General features: G+C 69.5%; 15 protein-coding genes. 4 read left to right on the top strand and 11 right to left on the bottom strand.

The features are described 5' to 3' along the window. The first annotated feature begins 169 nt into the window (after nucleotides 1-169). Entirely contained in the window at nucleotides 170-976 is an 807-nt protein-coding gene (locus tag OG496_RS52355; RefSeq protein WP_405976067.1) for an SDR family NAD(P)-dependent oxidoreductase, read from the top strand. A 63-nt stretch (nucleotides 977-1,039) separates the two neighbouring features. Here the strand turns inward: OG496_RS52355 and OG496_RS52350 are convergent, their stop codons facing one another. The 9 genes from OG496_RS52350 to OG496_RS52310 all read right to left on the bottom strand — a co-directional run bounded on the left by OG496_RS52350 (nucleotide 1,040) and on the right by OG496_RS52310 (nucleotide 9,195). Beyond that, the gene (locus OG496_RS52350; RefSeq protein ID WP_405976066.1) at nucleotides 1,040-1,693 is read right to left on the bottom strand and encodes a TetR/AcrR family transcriptional regulator; all 654 of its coding nucleotides are present in this window, start codon (nucleotides 1,691-1,693) and stop codon (nucleotides 1,040-1,042) included. A gap of 45 nt (nucleotides 1,694-1,738) precedes the next feature. Next, nucleotides 1,739-2,143 carry a RidA family protein gene (locus OG496_RS52345; protein ID WP_405976065.1) on the bottom strand — a complete coding sequence of 135 codons (405 nt, stop codon included), beginning with the start codon at nucleotides 2,141-2,143 and terminating at the stop codon, nucleotides 1,739-1,741. Between the two features lie 60 nt (nucleotides 2,144-2,203). Further along, a complete protein-coding gene (locus OG496_RS52340; RefSeq protein WP_366495953.1) occupies nucleotides 2,204-2,809 on the bottom strand; it encodes a helix-turn-helix domain-containing protein in 606 nt (201 codons plus the stop codon). 66 nt (nucleotides 2,810-2,875) lie between these two features. Next, entirely contained in the window at nucleotides 2,876-3,571 is a 696-nt protein-coding gene (locus OG496_RS52335) for an alpha/beta fold hydrolase (RefSeq protein WP_405976064.1), read from the bottom strand. A 130-nt stretch (nucleotides 3,572-3,701) separates the two neighbouring features. Beyond that, the gene (locus OG496_RS52330; RefSeq protein WP_405976063.1) at nucleotides 3,702-5,024 is read right to left on the bottom strand and encodes a dihydrolipoamide acetyltransferase family protein; all 1,323 of its coding nucleotides are present in this window, start codon (nucleotides 5,022-5,024) and stop codon (nucleotides 3,702-3,704) included. Between the two features lie 13 nt (nucleotides 5,025-5,037). Then, a complete protein-coding gene (locus OG496_RS52325; RefSeq protein WP_405976062.1) occupies nucleotides 5,038-6,006 on the bottom strand; it encodes an alpha-ketoacid dehydrogenase subunit beta in 969 nt (322 codons plus the stop codon). Next, the gene (locus tag OG496_RS52320; RefSeq protein WP_405976061.1) at nucleotides 6,003-7,142 is read right to left on the bottom strand and encodes a thiamine pyrophosphate-dependent dehydrogenase E1 component subunit alpha; all 1,140 of its coding nucleotides are present in this window, start codon (nucleotides 7,140-7,142) and stop codon (nucleotides 6,003-6,005) included. Before OG496_RS52320 ends, OG496_RS52325 begins: the two co-directional genes overlap by 4 nt. A gap of 69 nt (nucleotides 7,143-7,211) precedes the next feature. Next, nucleotides 7,212-7,973 (bottom strand): SDR family NAD(P)-dependent oxidoreductase, encoded by a 762-nt coding sequence (locus OG496_RS52315; RefSeq protein WP_405976060.1) that lies wholly within the window; start codon nucleotides 7,971-7,973, stop codon nucleotides 7,212-7,214. A 76-nt stretch (nucleotides 7,974-8,049) separates the two neighbouring features. Next, nucleotides 8,050-9,195 carry an acyl-CoA dehydrogenase family protein gene (locus OG496_RS52310; RefSeq protein WP_405976059.1) on the bottom strand — a complete coding sequence of 382 codons (1,146 nt, stop codon included), beginning with the start codon at nucleotides 9,193-9,195 and terminating at the stop codon, nucleotides 8,050-8,052. 177 nt (nucleotides 9,196-9,372) lie between these two features. Here OG496_RS52310 and OG496_RS52305 point away from each other — a divergent pair, with 177 nt between their 5' ends. Beyond that, nucleotides 9,373-9,822, top strand: a complete 450-nt coding sequence (locus OG496_RS52305; RefSeq protein WP_327398979.1) for an Lrp/AsnC family transcriptional regulator — start codon at nucleotides 9,373-9,375, stop codon at nucleotides 9,820-9,822. Between the two features lie 135 nt (nucleotides 9,823-9,957). Continuing rightward, nucleotides 9,958-10,764 carry a class II aldolase/adducin family protein gene (locus OG496_RS52300; protein WP_405976058.1) on the top strand — a complete coding sequence of 269 codons (807 nt, stop codon included), beginning with the start codon at nucleotides 9,958-9,960 and terminating at the stop codon, nucleotides 10,762-10,764. A 34-nt stretch (nucleotides 10,765-10,798) separates the two neighbouring features. Here OG496_RS52300 and OG496_RS52295 read toward each other — a convergent pair whose 3' ends face one another. Together OG496_RS52295 and OG496_RS52290 are read right to left on the bottom strand one after the other, a co-directional pair. Continuing rightward, complete coding sequence (locus tag OG496_RS52295; RefSeq protein WP_405976057.1) at nucleotides 10,799-11,728, bottom strand: oxygenase MpaB family protein; 930 nt, start codon at nucleotides 11,726-11,728, stop codon at nucleotides 10,799-10,801. 30 nt (nucleotides 11,729-11,758) lie between these two features. Next, nucleotides 11,759-12,196 carry a hypothetical protein gene (locus OG496_RS52290; protein ID WP_405976056.1) on the bottom strand — a complete coding sequence of 146 codons (438 nt, stop codon included), beginning with the start codon at nucleotides 12,194-12,196 and terminating at the stop codon, nucleotides 11,759-11,761. Between the two features lie 82 nt (nucleotides 12,197-12,278). Here OG496_RS52290 and OG496_RS52285 point away from each other — a divergent pair, with 82 nt between their 5' ends. Beyond that, complete coding sequence (locus OG496_RS52285; RefSeq protein WP_405976055.1) at nucleotides 12,279-20,120, top strand: SDR family NAD(P)-dependent oxidoreductase; 7,842 nt, start codon at nucleotides 12,279-12,281, stop codon at nucleotides 20,118-20,120. The last annotated feature ends 252 nt before the right edge of the window (nucleotides 20,121-20,372 follow it).

The following is a 20,372-nucleotide window of genomic DNA, read 5'->3' as shown; positions in this document are numbered from 1 at the left end:
TCGGAATGATCCTTTCGCACACAAAATCACCTTGGTCGCCGACCAAGACCGTACCGCACCACTTGGTCACCGCACAAGGGATCCACTTGGAGTTGACATCTTGGTCACTGACCAAGTTCACTTGTCGTGTTGGTCACTGAACAAGAGCATGCACTCCAGGAGGAAAATCATGGCGAAGACGTGGTTCATCACCGGAGCCTCGAAGGGATTCGGCCGGGAGTGGGCGGAAGCCGCGCTCGAACGGGGCGACCGGGTCGCCGCGACCAGTCGTTCCGAGGCCGCCTTCGACGACCTGGTCGAGAAGTACGGCGACGCGGTGCTGCCGCTGCGCGTCGACGTCGCCGACCGGACGGCCGCGTTCGAGGCCGTGCAGCAGGCGGTCGACACGTTCGGCGAGCTCGACGTCGTCATCAACAACGCGGGCTACGGCCTGTTCGGCATGGTCGAGGAAGTGTCCGAGCAGCAGGCCCGCGACCAGATCGAGATCAACGTGTTCGGCGCGCTCTGGGTCACCCAGGCGGTACTCCCCCACCTCCGCGCCCGCGGCTCAGGCCGCATCATCCAGGTGTCGTCCATCGGCGGCGTCACCTCGCTGCCCGGACTCGGCCTCTACCACGCGTCCAAGTTCGCCCTCGAAGGCTTCACCGCGAGCCTCGCCGCCGAGGTGAAGGCCTTCGGCATCAAGGTCACCCTGGTCGAACCGGCCGGGTACGCCACCGAATGGGCGGGGCCCTCCGCGGTGCAGACCGAACACCTTCCGGCCTACGACGATTTCCGCGCGGCCATGAGCGGCATTTCCTCCCGGCGAGGCGACCCGACCGCGACGCGAGCGGCGATTCTCACCGTGGTCGACGCGGAACAGCCGCCCCTGCGGATCTTCTTCGGTCAGGGCCCGCTGGAAAGGATCACCAAGGAGTACGAGGCGCGGCTCGACGAGTGGCGGAACTGGGACGAGGTCTCCAAAAACGCGTTCTGACCCTGAGCGCGACGCCACATCATCGATCAGAGTGCAGCGAGCGCTACGCCCCCCGACGCACCGTCAACTCGCGGTGCGAGGCCGCGGTTTGGTCGTCGGGGCCGACTGAAGGATCTGCTCGATTCCGAAGTCGAAGCGCTCGCTGTAGTCGATCGAGACGTAGTCCTCCAGCACCGAGTGGAGGCCCGGGAAATGCTGCTCGTCCACCGTTTCCCGCAGACGGTCGTGGAACGCGGCCGGTGTCGCCTGTTCTTCCTGGACGAGCCCGAGCGTGAAATAGAAGAGGCTCCACGACGTCCACGCGGCCGACTTGCGGGTGGGGCAGCCTTCGAAGAGGACCGTCACCACCCGCTCGGAAAAGGCCAATGTGCTCGGCTCGACGGGAAAGGTGCCGGCGACGAGCAGGGCGCCGTCCCGGTGTCCGAGCATCGCCTGCCTCAACCGCCGGAGCAGTTCGGCCACTTGCTCGCGCCAGTCGCCGCGCAGGTTGTCCAGGTCGACCTCGCCCAGAATGGATTCCGCCATCAGGCCGAGCAGCCGGTCCTTGGTCCGGATGTGCCACATGACCGTGTTCATCCGGACGTCGAGTTCGGCTGCGATCGCCCGCGCTGACAGTTTGGCGATGCCGTCCCGTTGCAGGACGACGAACGCGGCCTCGACAACACGGTCGAGTGTGATGCCGACCTTGGTCGGGGCAGCGCCTGGCGTCTTGGTCACCGATCAATGCTACCGGGGCCACCACTCACCGGCAGAAGCCGGGGCTCACAAGGTCGCAACCACCTCGATCTCCACCAGATAGCCCTCGGCGAAGAGCGTCTCCACACCCACGCACGTACTCGCGGGCGGCGTCTGCCCCGCTACCCGAGAGCCGGCGATGAGCCCGATCAACTGCTCCGCGTCGTCGGTGTCGTACCCGACGAGATGGATCGTCTCCTTGATGATTTTGCTACGGCTCGAACCGCCGGCGGCGAGCACCGCATCGATGTTCTCGTAGGCCTTGCTGAACTGCGCCGCCAGGTCGTCCCGACCGACGAGTTCCCCTTTGGCGTCCCACGCGACCTGCCCGGACGTGTAAAGGAGTCCGAGGTCAGGAATGGCCAGGCCGTGGGAGATCACGCCGGTGAGAGGCGGGAGTTCGGCAGGATTCAGTGCGACGGGTGACGGCATCGGGAGCCTTCCTCATTTTCCTGGAATCACCGACGTGCACCCTGCGCGTTCACGCAATGCTCAGCGCGAGTCCGCCGAGTTGCGACGTGACGACGCCGGAATGGGGTGCCGCATCGGAACGGTTGCCGCTGTTGATGCGATCAGGACGGTCGCGACGGCATCGTCCTTGTTGGTGAGACGATGCTCCTTCGACGAGTCGAAGTGCACCGAATCCCCGGTGTCGAGCTGAAGCGATACACCCGAAATATCGAGAGTGATCGCCCCTGACAGCACGTGCAGCCATTCTTCGCCGACGTGCCGGGCGGTCTTGGTGTTCTTACCGGCTGCCAATTCGACCCGGATGACGGACATGGTTTCCCGCGGCCCGCTCAGTACGGTGTAGCGGCCGTCCTGCCCGTCACGCGTCATCGCCGCGTCGGCACGCACCAGATGGAAGTCGTCCTGATCGGGCTCCTGCACCAACTCGCTGATGGATACGCCGTAAACGCGGGCGATCTGCAGCAGGGCACCGATGGACGGCTTGCGTACGCCCTTCTCCAGGCGCGAGAGATGCGCCGAGGAAATGCCGGTCTGTTCAGCCAGTGTCGTCAGGGTGATGCCACGCTCGCCCCGCATGTCCTTGAGGCGTTGGGCAACCCAGAGATCAGTGTCGTCCTCGATCGGCATTCCGGCACAATAACATGCCTCTGAGGCAATAGAGCGGGCCTGCCAGGTACATCGGACGGCTCCCGTCTACACGAGGTTCAGCAGTTCCCGCTCAAGGATGTGCGGGCTCGTCAGCAGGCCGACGTGGGTGATGTCGTGCAGTGCCACGACCCGGAATCCCCGTTTCTCCGCCGAGGCGGCGATATCGGTGAAGAGGGCCTGATCGGCACAGTAGATATAGGTGACCGCCCTGCTCGCCAGAGCGTCTTCGCTCCCGGGACCGAGCGGCTCCTCGTGGGTGAGGCGCGGCATCGGCGTCATCCTGCTCGAAAGCCACGCCGTCGCCTCGTCGTCCGCCCCGAGCAACCCGGGGTCGAGAGCCGCCACCTCCCACTCGGCCGGCCCCGGCGACTCGGAGAACGCCTTCTCCAGCCACGGCAGCATCGTGAACGCCGACTCACCGGTCACCGGGGCGAACGCGTCCGCGTACACAACCTGCCCGACCCGATCGGGGGCGAGCGCGGCCACTCCCGTGATCACCATCCCGCCGTAGCTGTGTCCGACCAGGATCGCGTCCACCACCCCTTCGGATTCCAGGAGTTCGGCGATTTCCCGCGCGTGGACACCCAGGCCGACGTCCGGCGCGGAGAGCTCGCTCCGCTCGGCGAGGCCGGTCAACGTGGGCGTGAGAACCGTGTGGCCGGCGCTCTCCAACAGGGGGCGCAACCGGTCCCAACACCAGCCGCCACCCCACGAACCGTGTACGAGTACGAACGTAGCCATAGCCCGCTCCTCCTGAGATTCCAGAGCCCCTCGGTCTCCCCACAGAGTCACGGTCCGGCCCCACCCACGTCAACCTCATGGGCAAAATAAGTTGCCTCTCAGGCCAACAGGCCGACCGGCACGGCAGTCGTCACAGCATCGCGAGCCCTGGTTCGTGCAGGATCTGCGCGGTATGGGCCAGCAGCTCGGAGCCCTGCCTGCCGTCCATGAGCCGGTGGTCGAAGGAGAGCGCCAGTTGGGTGCCCCAGCGCGGCTCGATGCGTTCGTTCCCGTCGCCGTCCTGGACGACCCAGGGCATACGGCGGACGACACCGACCGCGAGGATGGCGGCCTCCCCCGGGTTGAGGATCGGCGTACCGGTGTCCACACCGAACACCCCCACGTTGGTCAGCGTGACGGTGCCGCCGGTCATGTCCTGAGGGGAAGTGCGGCCGGCGCGGGCGGTCGCCGTGAGGTCCGCCAGCGCCTGGGCCAGTTCGTGCAAGGACATCCGGTCCGCACCCTTGATGTTCGGCACGACCAGGCCACGCTCGGTCGCCGCCGCCACACCCAGATTGACGTAGTGCTTCAGGACGATCTCCTGCGCCGCCTCGTCCCAACTGCTGTTCGCCTCAGAGGTCTTGGCCAGGGCGATCAGAAACGCCCGGGCGAAGAACAGCAGCGGAGTGACCCGCAGATGGCGGAACTCCCGGCGCCCGGCGACGAGTTCACGAAGCCGCATGGTGGCGGTGACGTCGACGGTGATGAACTCGGTGACGTGCGGTGCGGTGAAGGCGGAGGCGACCATGGCGGCGGCCGTGTGCTTGCGAACTCCCCTTATCGGTACGCGAGTTTCGGAGGTACGAGAGGTGTCAGGGGCCAGGGCGGAAGCGGTCTGCGGGGTCGCGCCTCGGGCGACCTGGTGAATGTCTTCGCGGGTGATGGTGTTCCCGGGCCCGGTGGGGGCGACGGTCGTCAGGTCGACCCCGAGGTCCTTGGCGAGTTTACGGACCGGCGGTTTGGCCGCCGGCCGAGCTGCGGCAGACTCCGGGGCGCTGACCTCGACGCTGTCCGCACGTTGCGGCTGCACGGAGTGCGCGGGACGCCTTCTGCGACGGCCGTTACCGGTGTCCTGCGGGCCGTAGCCGACCAGCAGTGCGGCCTGTTCCGCATCCGGCTGCTGCTGCACCGCCCCGCCGTCCGGTTCTCCGCTCGTCGCCTCTCCCGGTGCCTCGGTGTCGATCGTGATGAGCGGCCTCCCGACCGGAAGGAGCTCCCCCACCTCCGCATGGAGGGCGCTGACCACCCCGGCATAGGGCGAGGGAAGTTCGACGGCGGCCTTGGCCGTCTCCACCTCGACGATGATCTGGTTGACCTCGACGACGTCACCGGGCCGGACCGACCAGGCGAGGATCTCCGCCTCCGTCAGACCCTCGCCGACGTCGGGAAGCAAGAACTGCTGCGGGCTCGTCACGACGGCGCCCCTCCTAGTAACTCAGGCTGCGGTCAACGGCGTTGAGGATCCGGTCGACACCGGGCAGCCAGTCCGACTCCAGACGGCTGGGCGGGTACGGGGTGTCGTATCCCGCGACCCGTACGACGGGCGCTTCGAGGAAGTGGAACTCCTCGTCCTGCAGTCGCGCGGCGACCTCCGCCCCGAACCCGTGGGAGAAGGCGGCCTCATGGACGACGACGGCACGCCCGGTGCGGTGCACGGACGCGCGGACGGTCGTGACGTCCCACGGAGACAGACTGCGCAGATCTACGACCTCCACGCTGCGGCCCTCCTCCGCCGCGACGTCGGCCGCCTCCAGGGCGACCGGCACGCTCGGGCCGTAGGCGATCAGCGTCACGTCCGTTCCCGCACGGCGGATGACCGCCTGCTCCAGCGGGAGCGCCGAGGCCGGGGTGACCTCTCCCTTGGTCCAGTAGTGCCGCTTGGGTTCGAGGAACACCACGGGGTCGTCCTCGGCGACGGCTTGTTGGATCATGTGGAACGCATCGTTCGGGGTGGAGCAGGTGACCACCTTCAGCCCGGCCGTGTGGGCGAAGTACGTCTCCGGCGACTCCGAGTGGTGCTCGATCGAGCCGATGCCACCGCCGTAGGGGATACGGATCACGACAGGCAGGGAGATGCGGCCCGCCGAGCGGTGTCGGAGCTTGGCGAGTTGGGTGATGATCTGGTTCGCGGCCGGGTAGACGAAGCCGTCGAACTGAATCTCGCAGACGGGCCGGTAGCCGCGCATCGCGAGGCCGATCGCCGCTCCGACGATGCCTGCCTCGCCCAGCGGGGTGTCGACCACTCTCAGGTCGCCGAACTCCTTGCGCAGTCCGTCCGTCACGCGGAACACACCGCCGAGCCGGCCGATGTCCTCGCCCATGAGCAGGACTTGGGGATCGTCGGAAAGGGCTTGGCGCAGGCCGTCGTTGAGGGCCTTGACCATGGAGACGGTCATTTCCGGTCTCCGTCCTGTGGGCCGGTGGAGACGAACTCCACGTGCTGGCGCAGCTGTTGGCGCAGATCGTCGGGCATCCGCGCATAGGTGTGCTCGAAGGGCGAGGACGGGTCGGGGTCGGCCAACGCGCGGCAGCCGGCGCGCAGTTGTTCGGCCAGGTCTCGTTCGCGCGCTTCGAGGTCGGTGAAGTACTCGTCGGTCGCGGCGCCCGTCGACTGAAGATGGGCGCGCAGCCGCTCCAGCGGGTCCCGGGCGGTCCAGTCCTCGGTCTCTTCGGCGGCCCGGTATCGCGTCGCGTCGTCGGCCGTCGTATGGGCGTTGACGCGGTAGGTGACCGCCTCGATCAGCGTCGGGCCACCGCCGCTTCGCGCCCGGTCCAGCGCCTGGCGCGTCGCGGCGAGGCAGGCCAGTACGTCGTTGCCGTCGACGCGGATGCCCGGAAAGCCGTATCCGGTGGCTCGTTGGGCCGCGGGGATCCGGCTCTGCACGCTGTAGGGGGCGGAGATGGCCCACTGGTTGTTCTGGCAGAAGAAGACCACCGGCAGGTTCTGTGCGGCCGCCCAGATGAACGCCTCGTTCGTCTCGCCCTCGCTCAGCGCGCCGTCGCCGAGGAACGCCAGCACGGCCGTCTCGCGCTCGGGGTCGCCCGAGCCGGTGCTGCCGTCCCGGTACAGGCCCATCGCGTAGCCCACCGCGTGCAGGGTCTGCGCGCCGATGACCAGCGTGTACAGGTTGAAGTGATGTTCGTAGGGATCCCAACCGCCCAGTGTGGTACCCCGGAAGAGTCCGAGTAGCGACACCGGGTCGAGGCCTCGGCACCAGGCCACGCCGTGCTCGCGGTAGGTGGGGAAGACCATGTCCCGGTCGTTCAGCGCGTACGCGGCTCCGACCTGCGCCGCCTCCTGGCCACGAAGTGACGGCCACAGGCCCAACTCCCCTTGCCGTTGCAGGGCGATGGCCTCCGTGTCCAGTCGGCGGACGAGCGACATGTCGCGGTAGAGGGCGGGGAGGTCGACGGTCGCCGGGTCGAGCGGCAGCCGAGGATCCGTCCCCAAGCTCCCTGCTGGATCGAGCAGTTGAATGGGTGGATCGGCCAATGACGTTTCCGACAGCGGGTCTTGTACGGCGTGTGCCATGCGGGTTCTCTCTCCGGGCGACGCTCTCGACGAGGAGGGCGGGTCAACGGGCTTTGTCGGTGCGGGGGTTCAGCGCGGGGCCATGCGCAGGGCGCCGTCGAGGCGGATGACCTCGCCGTTGAGCATCGGGTTGTCGAGGATGTGGGTGACCAGGCCGGCGTATTCGTCGGGGGAACCGAGACGGGACGGATGCGGTACGGCGGCGCCCAGTTGGGTCCGTGCCTTCTCCGGCAGGCTCGACAGCAACGGGGTGTCGAACAGCCCGGGCGCGACCGTGACGACACGGATGGCCGAGTCGGCGAGGTCCCGGGCCGCGGCCAGGGTCAGCGAGACGACCCCGCCCTTGCTCGCGGCGTACGCGGCCTGGCCGATCTGGCCGTCGTAGGCGGCGATCGACGCGGTGCAGACGATGACGCCTCGATCCCCGTTGTCCGGGGCGTTGTTGGCCATGACAGCGGCAGCGGCGGCGAGCACGTGGAAGGTGCCGAGCAGATTGATCTCGACCACGCGCCGGAAGTCCTCGGCGGGCAGCACTCCCCGCTTGCTCAGGATGCGGCCGGGCGTCGCGACTCCGGCGCAGTTGACCGCCGCACGTACCGGCCCGCGCTCTGCCGCGTACGCGAAGGCCTGCCGGACCTGACCCGGATCGGTCACATCCGCGGCGACGAAATGTGCGCGCTCCCCCAACGCGGCGGCCGCGGCCTCTCCTTGGCTGTTCGGGAGGTCCAACAGCACGACGGTACGGCCCTGCCGGTGCAGCCGGTGTGCGGTCGCCCGCCCCAGCCCCGAGCCGCCTCCCGCTATGACGGCAACAGCATCGCGAGATGTCACGGTGCCCGCCTTCCTTCAAGTCGTCGGAACGTGCAAGTCGTAGGGAATGCGCAAGTCGTAGGACACGGGGGCGAGTTCAGGAGTCGGCGAGATGGCGGCTGATGACCATGCGCTGGATCTGGTTGGTGCCTTCGAAGATCTGCGTGATCTTCGCCTCGCGCATATAGCGCTCCACGGGGTGCTCGCGGACGTATCCCGCACCGCCGAGGACCTGTACGGCGTCGGTGGTCACGGCCATGGCGGTGTCCGTCGCGATGAGTTTGGCGATGCTGGCCTGGCGGCTGAACTCCTGGCCGGAGTCCTTGCGTCGGGCGGCGACCAGGTAGGTGGCGCGGGCCGCTTCGGTGCGCGCGGCCATGTCGGCGAGCAGGAATCCGACGCCCTGGTGCTCGATGATGCGACGGCCGAACGTCCGGCGCTCGCGGGCGTAGTCGACCGCGTGGTTGAGCGCCGCCTGCGCGATGCCGACCGCGACCGCGGCGATGCCGAGCCGGCCGGCGTCGAGTGCGGAGAGCGCGATCTTCAGCCCTTGACCGGGCTCCCCGATCAGCCGGTCGCCGGGGATGTGCACATCGTCGAAGTGCATCACCGCGGTGGTCGAACTGCGCAGTCCCATCTTGCGCTCCGGAGCACCCGCGCTCAGGCCGGGCGACCGGGCGTCCACGTGGAAGCAGGAGATGCCGTTGCGCGGGTCCGCGGACGTACGCAGAAACACGGTGTAGAAGTCGGCTTCGCCGCCATGCGTGACCCAGGCCTTGGTGCCCCGGGCCACCCACGCCTCGCCGTCACGTGTCGCACCCGCCCGGATGGCACTGGGGTCGGAACCCGCGTGCTCCTCCGACAGGCAGTAGGCGCCGAGTGCGGCGCCGCTGAGTTGCCACGGCAGCAGCGTCTGTCGCTGTGCTGCGGAGCCGAAGGCCGAGACGGGGTGGCAGGACAGGGTGTGGACGCTGACACCAACGGCGACGGCGGCCCACCGAGCGGCCAGTTCTTCGAGTACTTGCAGGTAGACGGCGTAGGGCTGGCCCCCGCCCCCGACGTCCTCGCCGAACGGAAGGGTCAGCAGCCCCGCCTGGCCCAGGACCCCGAACACCTCACGAGGAAAGCGGCCCTCTTCCTCGAACTCCGCTGCGCGCGGGGCGAGTTCCTTGTCCGCGATGTCGACCGTCAGCTCCAGTAGCTCCCTGGCCTCGCCGGAGAGCAGTTCGCGCTCAACCTTCACCGCTGGGTCCCTTCCTCACGCCCTCGAACGGCGGTCGCCGACCAGTTGCAGGCGTTGTCAGTGGACCGGCGGGACACAGGCGCTGGCAATTAAGTTGCGGGTATCTTGCACGTAATGCAAAAAAGCCGAGCCAGAACAGGCTCACCCGCAAAAAACACGCACGCGGAGGAGGACCACATGACCGACACGGCACTCATCGACAGCGTCGACCGCGCGATTCTGGAGCTGCTGGTCGAGGACGGCCGCCGGACGATGACGGAGATCGCGGAACGGGTCAGCCTCTCCCCGTCGGCGGTCAAACGCCGGGTCGACCGGCTGGAGCGGGTCGGAGTCATCGCGGGCTACACGGTTACCCTCGACCACGGCAAGCTGGGCTCCGGTTTCGAGGCGTTCGTCGAGCTGCGGTTCGCCGGCGACGTCAAGGTCGAGGCGATCACGATGGCCGCCACCAGCGTCCCGGAGGCCCTGGAGGTCTTCACCGTCGCGGGCGACCCCGACGCCCTGGTCCGCGTCCGGGTGACCAACGTGCAGCACCTGAGAGACGTCATCGACCGGCTCCGGCGCACGGGCGCGGTGATCGGCACGAAGACGCTGATGGTGCTGGGCGCGTGGCGCAGAGGCGACTGAAGGGCCGGGTCACCAGTACCATGGAGGCAACATTTCTTGCCTGTGAGGTTGACACGGACCGGAAGATGGTTGCAGCCTGAAAGAAATTCCTCGTGACCCGCGCACCATGAGCCGCGACCCGGAAAGGACGTACCGATGTCCCTCACCACCGGCAGCAACGACATCGACTTCGAGAACACCGAGGAACTGGACATTCCTCGCCTGGCGGAGAGCCGCGAGTCCGTCGAGGCCGAACGCGCCCACCGCAAGCGGCAGTTGGCGGCGGCGTTCCGGATCTTCGCCCGCTACGGCTTCGACGAGGGCATCGCCGGACACATCACCGCGCGGGACCCCGAGTTCCCCGACAGGTTCTGGGTCAACCCGTACGCGGTGCACTTCTCCAAGATCCGCGTCAGCGACCTGCTCCTCATCGACGAGGAGGGCCGGGTCGTCGAGGGCGAACGCCGGACCAACAAGGCGGCCTTCTGGATCCACTCCTCCATCCACCAGGCCCGCCCGGACGTCGTGGCCGTGGCACACGCCCACACCATCCACGGCAGGGCCTTCGCGTCACTCGACAAGCTCCTGGACCCGATCGTGCAGGAGTCCTGCGCCTTCTACGACGACCACGTGCTGTTCGACGAGTACAAGGGCCTGGTGCTGGAGCGGACCGAGGGCGAGCGGATCGCCGTCCGGCTCGGCGACCGGCGGGCCGCCATCCTCCGCCACCACGGTCTGCTGACGGTCGGGCGGTCCGTCGAAGAGGCCGCGTGGTGGTTCATCACGATGGATCGCGCCTGCCAGATGCAGCTCCTGGCCGACGCCGCCGGTAAGCCCCGCGTCATGACCGAGGAGGAAGTCACCCTGGCCCACCGGCAGTTCAGCAACGCCAACATGGCCCGGCACAACTTCAACCTCCTGGCCGACCTCGTGGTGGAGGAAGAACCCGACGTCCTGGGCTGAGACACCGCGACCACAACCGCACGTCGACGTACGTCTACACATCGGGCGCGTAGTGCTTGCCATCACCCCTGCGCTCCACCGGAGGCAGATTCCGCCGCGGCGTCTCGACCGGTCCTACGGCGAGACCGCGCGCCCGCCGCCAACCGGCCCGGGCCCGCGGGTGGTAGCGCCGCTCGAACGGCACGAGGTGCCAGCCGAGCGCGACGGTGCGGCCCACCAGCCACAGCCCGACCGCGCTCCGACGGGACCAGCGGTAGCCCAACTTGGCGCGCACCGTGGGCGGATACATCCCGACGGTGAGCCAGACGAAGGGCCGGGTCAGCGGACCCCGGATCACCCGCCACACCACGTCCGGCAGCCACTTCAGAAAGGGTGGCCTGCCGATGCGGCGGATGTCGAGCACGGCGCGTGCCGCCCAGTTGTCCTCCAGGGTGTCGGCGCACATCCGCTCGAAGTACACGGTGAACCCTGCCCAGTTGGCGGGAGCGGGCCGGTCGCTGACCCCGTAGAGCCGATACCACTGAAGACTCTCGGCGTAGAACTGCTCCTTCTGTTCCTCCGTCAGCGGCCGGCCGAAGTACTGGCACACCAGCACCGGGACCATGACGAAGGTCGCGTGCGCCCAGAAGAAGGTGTCCGGGTCGAGGGCGTGATAGCGCCGCCCCTGGCCGTCAACTCCCTTGATACCGACGTGATAGTCGCGCACCTCGCGGGCGGTACGGGCCGCGTCCGGGCCGTCGTAGATCACTCCGGCGATCGGGTAGAGCGAACGGAGCAGCCGTTCCCAGCGCTCCTCGAAGAACTCTGAGTGTTCCTCGACTCCGGCACCGAGGGCGGGATGCATGTTCTGCATCGACCCGGCCCAGAGGCCGATCAGCATGCCCCGCCAGTCGCTGAAGTACCGCCAGGCCAGAGACGACGGCCCGAGCGGCTCGGGTGTCGACGGGTCGCCGGGTGTGGTCACGGGCCGCTCCTGACTGCCGAGTTGAGGTTCTTACAGGGCCCACCAGCAGTACAGCCGCCGGTTCTCCGCTGCGGCTCTCCTGGCCAGGCCGGACAACCGATGGAGCACTTCCGACGTCTTGGTGGGCGTGAATCTCAGTTCCTCGACAGCCGCGAACGGCCCTGCCGCCAGGTCCAGTCGCTCTCCGGACGCCGTGGCCAGCGCGTCCCGGAGCGTGTCGGAGACGCTGATGACAAAGGCTCCTTCTGCCTCGGGGTCCGAGAGCAGCTGCCCGGAGCGGGGGCGGGCGCGTGCCTCGTCGTAGGTGCAGTCGGTGAGGATGCCTTCGAGCCGCGCCATCACGACCACCGGGTCGATGCCCTTGAGGGACAACACGTCGAACACCGACGCGTCGGGCCCGCCCGGTCCGTCGAGGACACCCACGGCGGCCTCGTCACTCGCGGCCGAGAAGTACTCGCACATCACCATGCCGTAGAGCGTGCCCTATGCAGCCGTCCGACGGCGACTGTCGTACGGTGACCGCTCGCGGTGGGGGAACGAAAGGGTGGGAATGGCAATTCACGGGGGCGAGTCGGTGCGAACACTGCCGGACATCCTGCGGGAGCACGCGACTCGGATCGGTGGGAAGACCGCGTACCGGGACGACCAACGTGCCGTCACCTACGGGGAGTTGGAGCAGCGCACCGGCCGGGTGGCGGGGCATCTGGCTCGGCTCGGGGTACGGCGTGGGGACCGGGTCGCGATCCATCTGGGCAACCGGGTGGAGCTGGTGGAGACCTGGCTCGGGGTGCTGCGCGCCGGGGCGATCGGCGTACTCCTCAACCCCGCCGCCTCGGAAGAGGAGTTGGCGTACTTCCTCGACGACTGCGGCGCCGTAGCGATGGTGAGCGAGGAACCACCCGCCCAACTCGCCTCCGTACAGCGGGTGATCGTCGTCGGACAGGACGACCAGCCCGAGGGCACGATCGCCTTCGAGAGTCTTGCCGGTACGGATTCGGGTACGGCACCCCGTGACGACCTCGGGATCGACGAGCCCGCCTGGATCCACTACACCTCGGGCACCACCGGGCAGAGCAAGGGCGTTGTCTCCACGCAGCGTTCGGGACTGTGGTCGGTGACGGCGGCCTACGTACCGGCGTTCGGCCTGGAGCAACAGGATCGGCTGCTCTGGCCGTTGCCGATGTTCCACGCCCTCGGCCACTCCGTGTGCCTGTTGGGCGTCCTCTCGGTCGGTGCGACCGCGCGCGTCCTCGCGCCCGGCGCGAACCTCGCCGAGGCGCTGACCGCCGAGCCGTTCACGATCCTGGGCGGGGTGCCCGCCACCTACCGCCTCCTGCTGGAGTCGCTACGGGAGACCGCGCGTCCGGTGCCTCCCTCGCTGCGGGTGTGTGTCAGCGGAGGCGCGCCCTGCTCCCCTGAGTTGCGGACCGAGGCCGAACTGACCCTGGCCGCGCCCCTGTTGGACGGCTACGGCTCCACAGAGACCTGCGGAAAGATCGCGATCGAGCGGCTCGACGACCCCCGTGACGACCCTTCGCGTGGTTTCCCGCTGCTGGTGCTGGACGTCCGGATCACCGATCCGTCCACCGGTGCCGAGGCCGGCGAAGGGGACGAGGGTGAAATCTGGGTGCGCGGTCCCGGGCTGATGACCGGCTACCACAACCGCCCGGACGCGACGGCCGAGGCGTTCACCGACGGCTGGTACCGCACCGGGGACCTCGGTCGGCTCGACGCGAACGGTCAGCTCCATGTCACCGGCCGCGTCAAGGAGTTGATCATCCGGGGCGGTGTGAACATCAACCCCTCCGAAGTGGAGCGGGTCTTGCTGGCCCGCCCCGACATCGCCGACGCCGCTGTGGTCGGCCGACGGCACGACGTGCTGGGCGAGGTGCCGGTGGCGTTCGTCGTGCCCGGCCCGGACGGGGTCGACACGGCGCTGGCCCTCGCCGCCTGCCGAGAACGGCTGTCCGGGTTCAAGGTGCCGGACGAGATCTATCCGACCGCGGCCCTCCCCCGTACCGCGTCCGGCAAAATCGCCCGGGCCGTCCTCGCCGAGCAGTTGCCGGAGCGCCTCGCCGCGGAACGTACGACCGCCTCGGCCGCGCTGCGCGAGCGGCTCGCGGCCGCGTCCGACGCGATACTCGACCTCGTTCTCGAAGTGACGGCACGGACTCTCGACGTACCCGTGCGGGAGCTGGACTCCGAAGTGCCGTTCAACGAACAGGGATTGACCTCGCTCGGCGCTGTCCTGCTGCGCGACCGGCTGGGCACGGCGACCGGCCTCGCGCTGCCCGCGACGCTGGTGTTCGACCACCCCACGCCCTCCGCCGTGGCGACCCTGGTGCGTGACGCGCTGCACGGCGACAGCCCCGCGCTTACCACCGGAGACGGTTATGACGCCGAACCCGGTGAACCGATCGCCATCGTGGCCATGACCTGCCGCTACCCAGGCGGAGTCGAATCCCCGGAGGATCTATGGCAGTTGGTCGCCGACGGCACCGACGCGACCTCCGACTTCCCCGCCGACCGCGGCTGGAACGTAGCCGACCTGTACGACCCGGACCCCGACCACCTCGGCAAGTCGGTCACCCGCCGGGGCGGATTCCTGGACCGCGCGGCCGACTTCGACGCGGCCTTCTTCAACATGTCGCCCCGCGAGGCCCTCGCCACCGACCCCCAGCAGCGGCTGCTCCTGGAGACCGGCTGGGAACTGCTAGAACGGGCGGGCATGGACCCCGCTGGTCTGCGCGACAGCGACACCGGCGTCTTCGTCGGCGTCATGCACGCCACCTATGCGAGCCGTCTACTGCACCGCGGCGGACACGAGTTGGAGGCGCATCTCGCCCTCGGTTCGGCGGGCAGCGTGGCCTCCGGCCGTATCGCCTACACCCTGGGGCTGCGCGGGCCCGCCGTGACGTTGGACACCGCGTGCTCGTCGTCGCTGGTCGCGATGCATTCGGCTGTACGGTCCCTGCGCGACGGGGAGTGCTCGCTCGCCGTCGCCGGCGGGGTCACGATGATGGCCTCGCCCGGCCCGTTCATCGCGTTCAGCAGACTGCGCGGGCTGGCCCCGGACGGCCGCTGCAAGCCCTTCTCGGCGGCGGCCGACGGCACCGCCTGGGGCGAGGGCGTCGGCCTGGTCCTGCTGGAACGGCTCTCCGACGCACGGCGCAACGGACATCCCGTACTCGCCGTACTGCGCGGCTCGGCCGTCAACTCCGACGGCGCGTCCAACGGCCTCACCGCGCCCAACGGCCCTGCCCAGCAGCGGGTGATCCGCTCGGCGCTGGCCGACGCGGGACTGTCCCCGGCCGACATCGACACCGTGGAGGCCCACGGCACGGGCACCGCACTCGGCGACCCGATCGAGGCACACGCGCTCCTCGCCACCTACGGCCAGGACCGCACCGCCCAACGCCCGCTGTGGCTGGGCTCGTTGAAGTCCAATCTCGGTCACACCCAGGCCGCGGCCGGTGTCGGCGGCGTCATCAAGACCGTACTGGCCATGCACCACGACCGACTCCCCCGCACCCTCCACGCCGACAAGCCGTCGCCCCACGTGGACTGGTCGTCCGGCACCGTACGACTCCTGTCCCAGGACGAGGAGTGGCTCCCCGAGCCCGGCCGCCCGCGACGAGCGGCGGTGTCGGCGTTCGGCATCGGTGGGACCAACGCGCACGTGATCCTGGAGGAACCGGAGGCGGCCGTAGTCGACGAACCGCCGCTTCGCCGCCCAGTGACACCCCCGCTGCTGCTCTCGGCGGCGAGCCCGGCAGCCCTGCGCGAACAGGCCGCACGCACCGCGGACTTCCTGCGCGAGCACCCCGAACTCCCTTTGCCGGACGTGGCGTTCACGCTCGCCACCACGCGAGCCGCGCTCCCCCACCGAGCCACCGTTCCCACCGACGACCGAACGGCGACACTGACCGCCCTCGACGCCCTGACAACATCCGCCCCGCCACACACCACCAACCCCTCCGCCCGCCTGGCCCTGCTCTTCACCGGCCAGGGAGCTCAACGAACGGGCATGGGGCAGGAGTTGTACGACACCTTTCCGCAGTTCGCGACCACCTTCGACGCCTTGTGCGCCCGCTTCGACGCCCACCTGGAACGTCCGCTCCGCTCAATCCTCCGGGACACCGACGCGGGCGCGCTGCTGAACCGTACGGACTTCGCCCAGGCGGCCCTGTTCACCTTCGAGGTGTCCGTCTTCCGGCTGCTCGAATCCTGGGGCGTGCGGCCGGAGTTCCTGGCCGGACACTCGGTCGGCGAGCTGGCGGCGGCCCACTGCGCGGGCGTGCTGTCCGAGGCGGACGCCGTCGAACTGGTCGCGGCACGCGGGAGGTTGATGCGGGAGCTGCCGGAGGGCGGTGCCATGGTGGCGCTCGACGCCACCGAGGCGGAGGTGACGCCCGAGCTGACCGACGGGGTCACGATCGCGGCGGTGAACGGCCCCCGCGCGGTCGTCGTCTCCGGCGCTGAGGAGCCGGTCCTCGCGCTCGCGGAGCGGTTCGCCGTACGCGGCCGTCGTACCGTCCGGCTACGGGTCAGCCACGCCTTCCACTCCCCTCTCATGGAGCCGATGCTCGCCGAATTCCGGCGGGTGGCAGGCAAGTTGACGTACCACGCCCCCACCATCCCGGTGATGTCGGGCCTGACCGGGCTTCCGGCCACCGGGGACGAGCTGCGGTCAGCCGACTACTGGGTACGGCATGCCCGTGAGGCCGTGCGGTTCGGGGACGCCGTGCACTGGCTGGCGCACGACGGACGGGTCATCGCGTTCACCGAGATCGGGCCGGACGCCCAGCTCACGGCCCAGGCCGCGGCGAGCCTGGCCGGGACCGGCAAGGAAGTTCTCTTCGCCCCTGCGGCCCGCCGGGACGGCGCCGAGCCGCGGACGGTGTTCGACGCGCTCGGCCAACTCCACGTTCATGGTGTGCGGTTGGACTGGCGCCGGGTATACGCCGACAGTGGCGCCCGACGCGTCGACGGCCTGCCGACCTATCCCTTCCAGCGTCAGCGCTACTGGCTGCCCGACACCGGTGCCGACGCGAGCGCCGGTTCCGGGCACCCGCTGCTCACGCAGACGGTCACGATGCCGGGTACCGAACGCCTGCTGTGCACGGGCCGGTTGTCCGGCGCGGGCCAGCCGTGGCTGCGCGACCACGTCGTGGGCGGGCACGCCCTCGTGCCCGGCGCCGCGTTCGCCGACCTCGTGCTGCACGCGGGCGACCTGTGCGGTCTCGCCGTACTGGAGGAACTCGCCCTGCTCAACCCGCTGTTCCTCCCCGAGGACGACGAAGAGGGCATCCAACTCCAGGTGGTCCTGGGCGAGCCGGACGACTCCGGGCGCCGAAGCGCGGACGTGTACGCACGGCCCGAGGAATCCGGCGCGCTCGGTGCCTGGACGCAGCACGCGACCGGTCGGCTCGGCCCGGCCGTTCCCGGCGTCCTGGACGGCGCGCTCTCCCTCACGGCGTGGCCGCCGGCGGGAGCCACGCGGGTGGATCTCTCCGGTGCCTACGAGCGGGTGGCCGAGGCCGGGCTGGCGTACGGTCCGGCGTTCCAAGGGGTCACGGCGTTGTGGCGGCGGGACGAGGAACTGTTCGCCGAGGTGGGCCCGTTGCCGGTCGCGGACGCCCGGCACCACATGCTGCACCCGGCCCTGCTGGACGCCGCCCTGCACCCGGGGCTGCTCGCCGAACCCCCGACCGGTGCGCCCCGACTGCCGTTCGCCTGGCGGGGGTTGACGCTGCACGCCACGGGTGCGACGGCCCTGCGCGTCCGAATGACGACGACCGGCCCGGACTCGATCACCCTCGACCTCGCCACCCCGACGGGTGCGCCGGTGGCCCGGCTGGAGTCGATGACTACTCGACCGGCACCGGAGATGGGTCCCACTCCGGGCGGAGAGCTGTACCGGCTGCGCTGGACAGGCGTTCCGACCGCCGGCGAAGCACCCGCCGTAGCGATGTCCGAGACGGACGACCTGAACCTGGCCGCGTTCCTCGCCTCCGCCGACGACGAGTCGTCCTGGGCCGAGGAAACACCGGAGTTGGTCGTGGCGTCCTTGTCCGCTCCCGGCGACACGAGCACGGACCCGGCCGCCGCAGCAAACGAACTGACCGTGCGGGCAATGGAGTTGCTGCAAACACATCTCGCCGGCTCCAAACGGCTGGCCGTGGTCACACGCGGTGCCGCCGAGGCCTCCCCCGACCTGCCCGCCGCCACGGTCTGGGGCCTGCTGCGGACCGCGCAGTCCGAGTACCCCGGGCGCCTCACCCTCGTGGACGTCGACGACGACCCCGAGTCACTACGACAGATGTCCGCCGCCCTCGCCACCGGAGAACCCCAAATCGCCGTCCGGGACGGCATGTTGAGCGTTCCCCGACTGGCGACCGCACCCGGTTCGGCGACCGACGGCTCTCTCGGTGGGGGCACTGTCCTCATCACCGGTGGCACCGGGTCCCTGGGGGCGATGCTGGCCCAGCACCTGGTCGACCGGCATGGAGTTCGGCGGCTCGTCCTCCTCAGTCGGCGTGGTGAACAGGCGCCGGGTGCGCGGGAGTTGCGGAACGCTCTCCAGCAGGCGGGCGCGCAGGTGGACCTCGTGGCCTGCGACATCGCCGAGCGGGACCAACTCGCCGCCGTAGTCGAGACGTTCGGGCCCGACCTGACCGCCGTAGTGCACGCGGCCGGCGTCCTGGACGACGGTGTGCTGGCCTCGATGACTCCTGAACGGCTGGCGGTGGTGATGCGGCCGAAGGCCTACGCGGCTTGGCACTTGCATGAGTTGACGAAGGATCTGCCGCTGACGCGGTTCGTGCTGTTCTCGTCGGCGGCCGGGCTGCTGGGCAATCCCGGTCAGGCCAACTACGCGGCGGCGAACTCCTTCCTGGACGCACTCGCCCGCCATCGCGCTGAACTCGGCCTGCCCGCACTGTCGTTGGTCTGGGGTGCGTGGGCGGACGAGGAGGGCATGGCGGCGCGTAGCGGGCGGGTTCACGGCGGTTCGGTGCGCGCGGTCTCCCCTGAGCAGGCGTTCGCGCTCTTCGACGCCGCGCTCGGCAGTGGTGAACCGGTCCTCGCGCCACTGCCGTTGGACCGCTCGCCGAAGGCAATTCCGGCCGGGACGGTCGTTCCGCCGCCGCTGCGCGGGCTGTTGCGCGCGGAGCGGCAGTCGGCCTCTTCCGCCGTCCCGGCGGACGGTGCCGCCGGGTCCTGGCGGGGCCGGCTCGCGGCACTGCCCGTGGCCGAGCGGCTGCCCGCGCTGCGGGCGCTGATCCGGACCGAGGTTGCCGGTGTGCTCGGGCACACGGACGCCGACGCGGTCGACCGGGACTTCTCGGAACTGGGCCTCGACTCCTTGATGCGGGTCATGCTCTGCAACCGGTTGAGCCTGCTGACCGGGACGCCCCTCGCGGTCACCGTGGCCTACGCCTGGCCGGACACCGAGCAGCTGGCCCAGCACCTGTACGGCGAGCTGCGCGGCGGCCTGTCGGACGAGGTCTCGGCCGCGACCGTCCCGTCGCCGGTCCGGGCCGAAGGGCGGGGGCGAGGGCGCGGCGCCGGGCAGTCACTGCCCACCCTGTACAGGAAGGTCTGCAAGACCGGCGACGTCGTATCGGCCATGCATCTTCTGGTGACCGCGTCCATCGGTGCGCCTGCCTTCGGGTCCGAGGAGGCCGCCCGGCACGCGCTGCCGCCGTTGCGGCTGGCCGCCGGTACGCGGGGGCCGGCCCTCGTCTGCGTTCCCGGCTTCGCCAGTAACCTGGGCCGCCCCTGGTACGCGGGGCTCGCCCCCTGTTTCGAGGGCGAGCGGGACGTCTTCGAAGTACGGCACTCCGGCATCGACGACGGAGACGCGGTGGCCCGGGACCTGGAGTCGCTGACGAAGGCGCACGCCACGGCCGTACGGCATCAACTCGGCGACCGGCGTTACGTGTTGGTCGGCCACTCCATGGGCGGTACGGCCGCCCACGCGCTCGCCACCCGGCTGACGGACCTCGGCGCTCCCCCGGCCGGGCTCGTGCTGATCGACTCGTACCACGTCACCCCGGACCGGGAGGCCGAGCCGTGGCTGCTGTCCCTGCCCGCGCGGATTCCGCTGATGGTCGGCGAGAGCTTCGACACCATGGTGGACGATCTGACGCTGCTGTCGCTGGGCGCGTACACCCGGATGTTCCGGGGCTGGCAGCCCGAGCCCACCGAGGTGCCCACCCTGCTCGTGCGCGCCTCCGAGCCGCTGGCGGACATGCCGCGGGAATGGCGTTCGTCCTGGCCGGGCGTGCGGGACACCGCGGACACCGCCGGCACGCATCTCAGCGTGCTGGAGGAGGACGCCGCGACGACGGCCAAGGTCATCCGTGACTGGATCGACGCGCTGGCGTAGTCCGGCACGAAACCCAATATCTACGTCGGCGACATGAGAAATGAAATTAACGTCCGCACACGACCGATCGCGCCGTGCTACTATTGATCTCAGTTGCAGTTGTGGTTGCCAAACCCTTCAGATGCCCACACCGCCCTCCGGGACGGTGGAGCATTTTTTTGTGTGTCCGGTTTCTTTCCGGCGGGGTGATCATCACGGCGACACGGAGTCCGCACACTGTGGGCTCCGCTGACCGCCCCGAAGGAGAACAAA

It is taken from the genome of Streptomyces sp. NBC_00988 (assembly GCF_045162645.1).
GTDB lineage: Bacteria > Actinomycetota > Actinomycetes > Streptomycetales > Streptomycetaceae > Streptomyces.
Note: the sequence above shows the minus strand (reverse complement) of the source record. Positions and strands in the feature narration are given on the sequence as shown.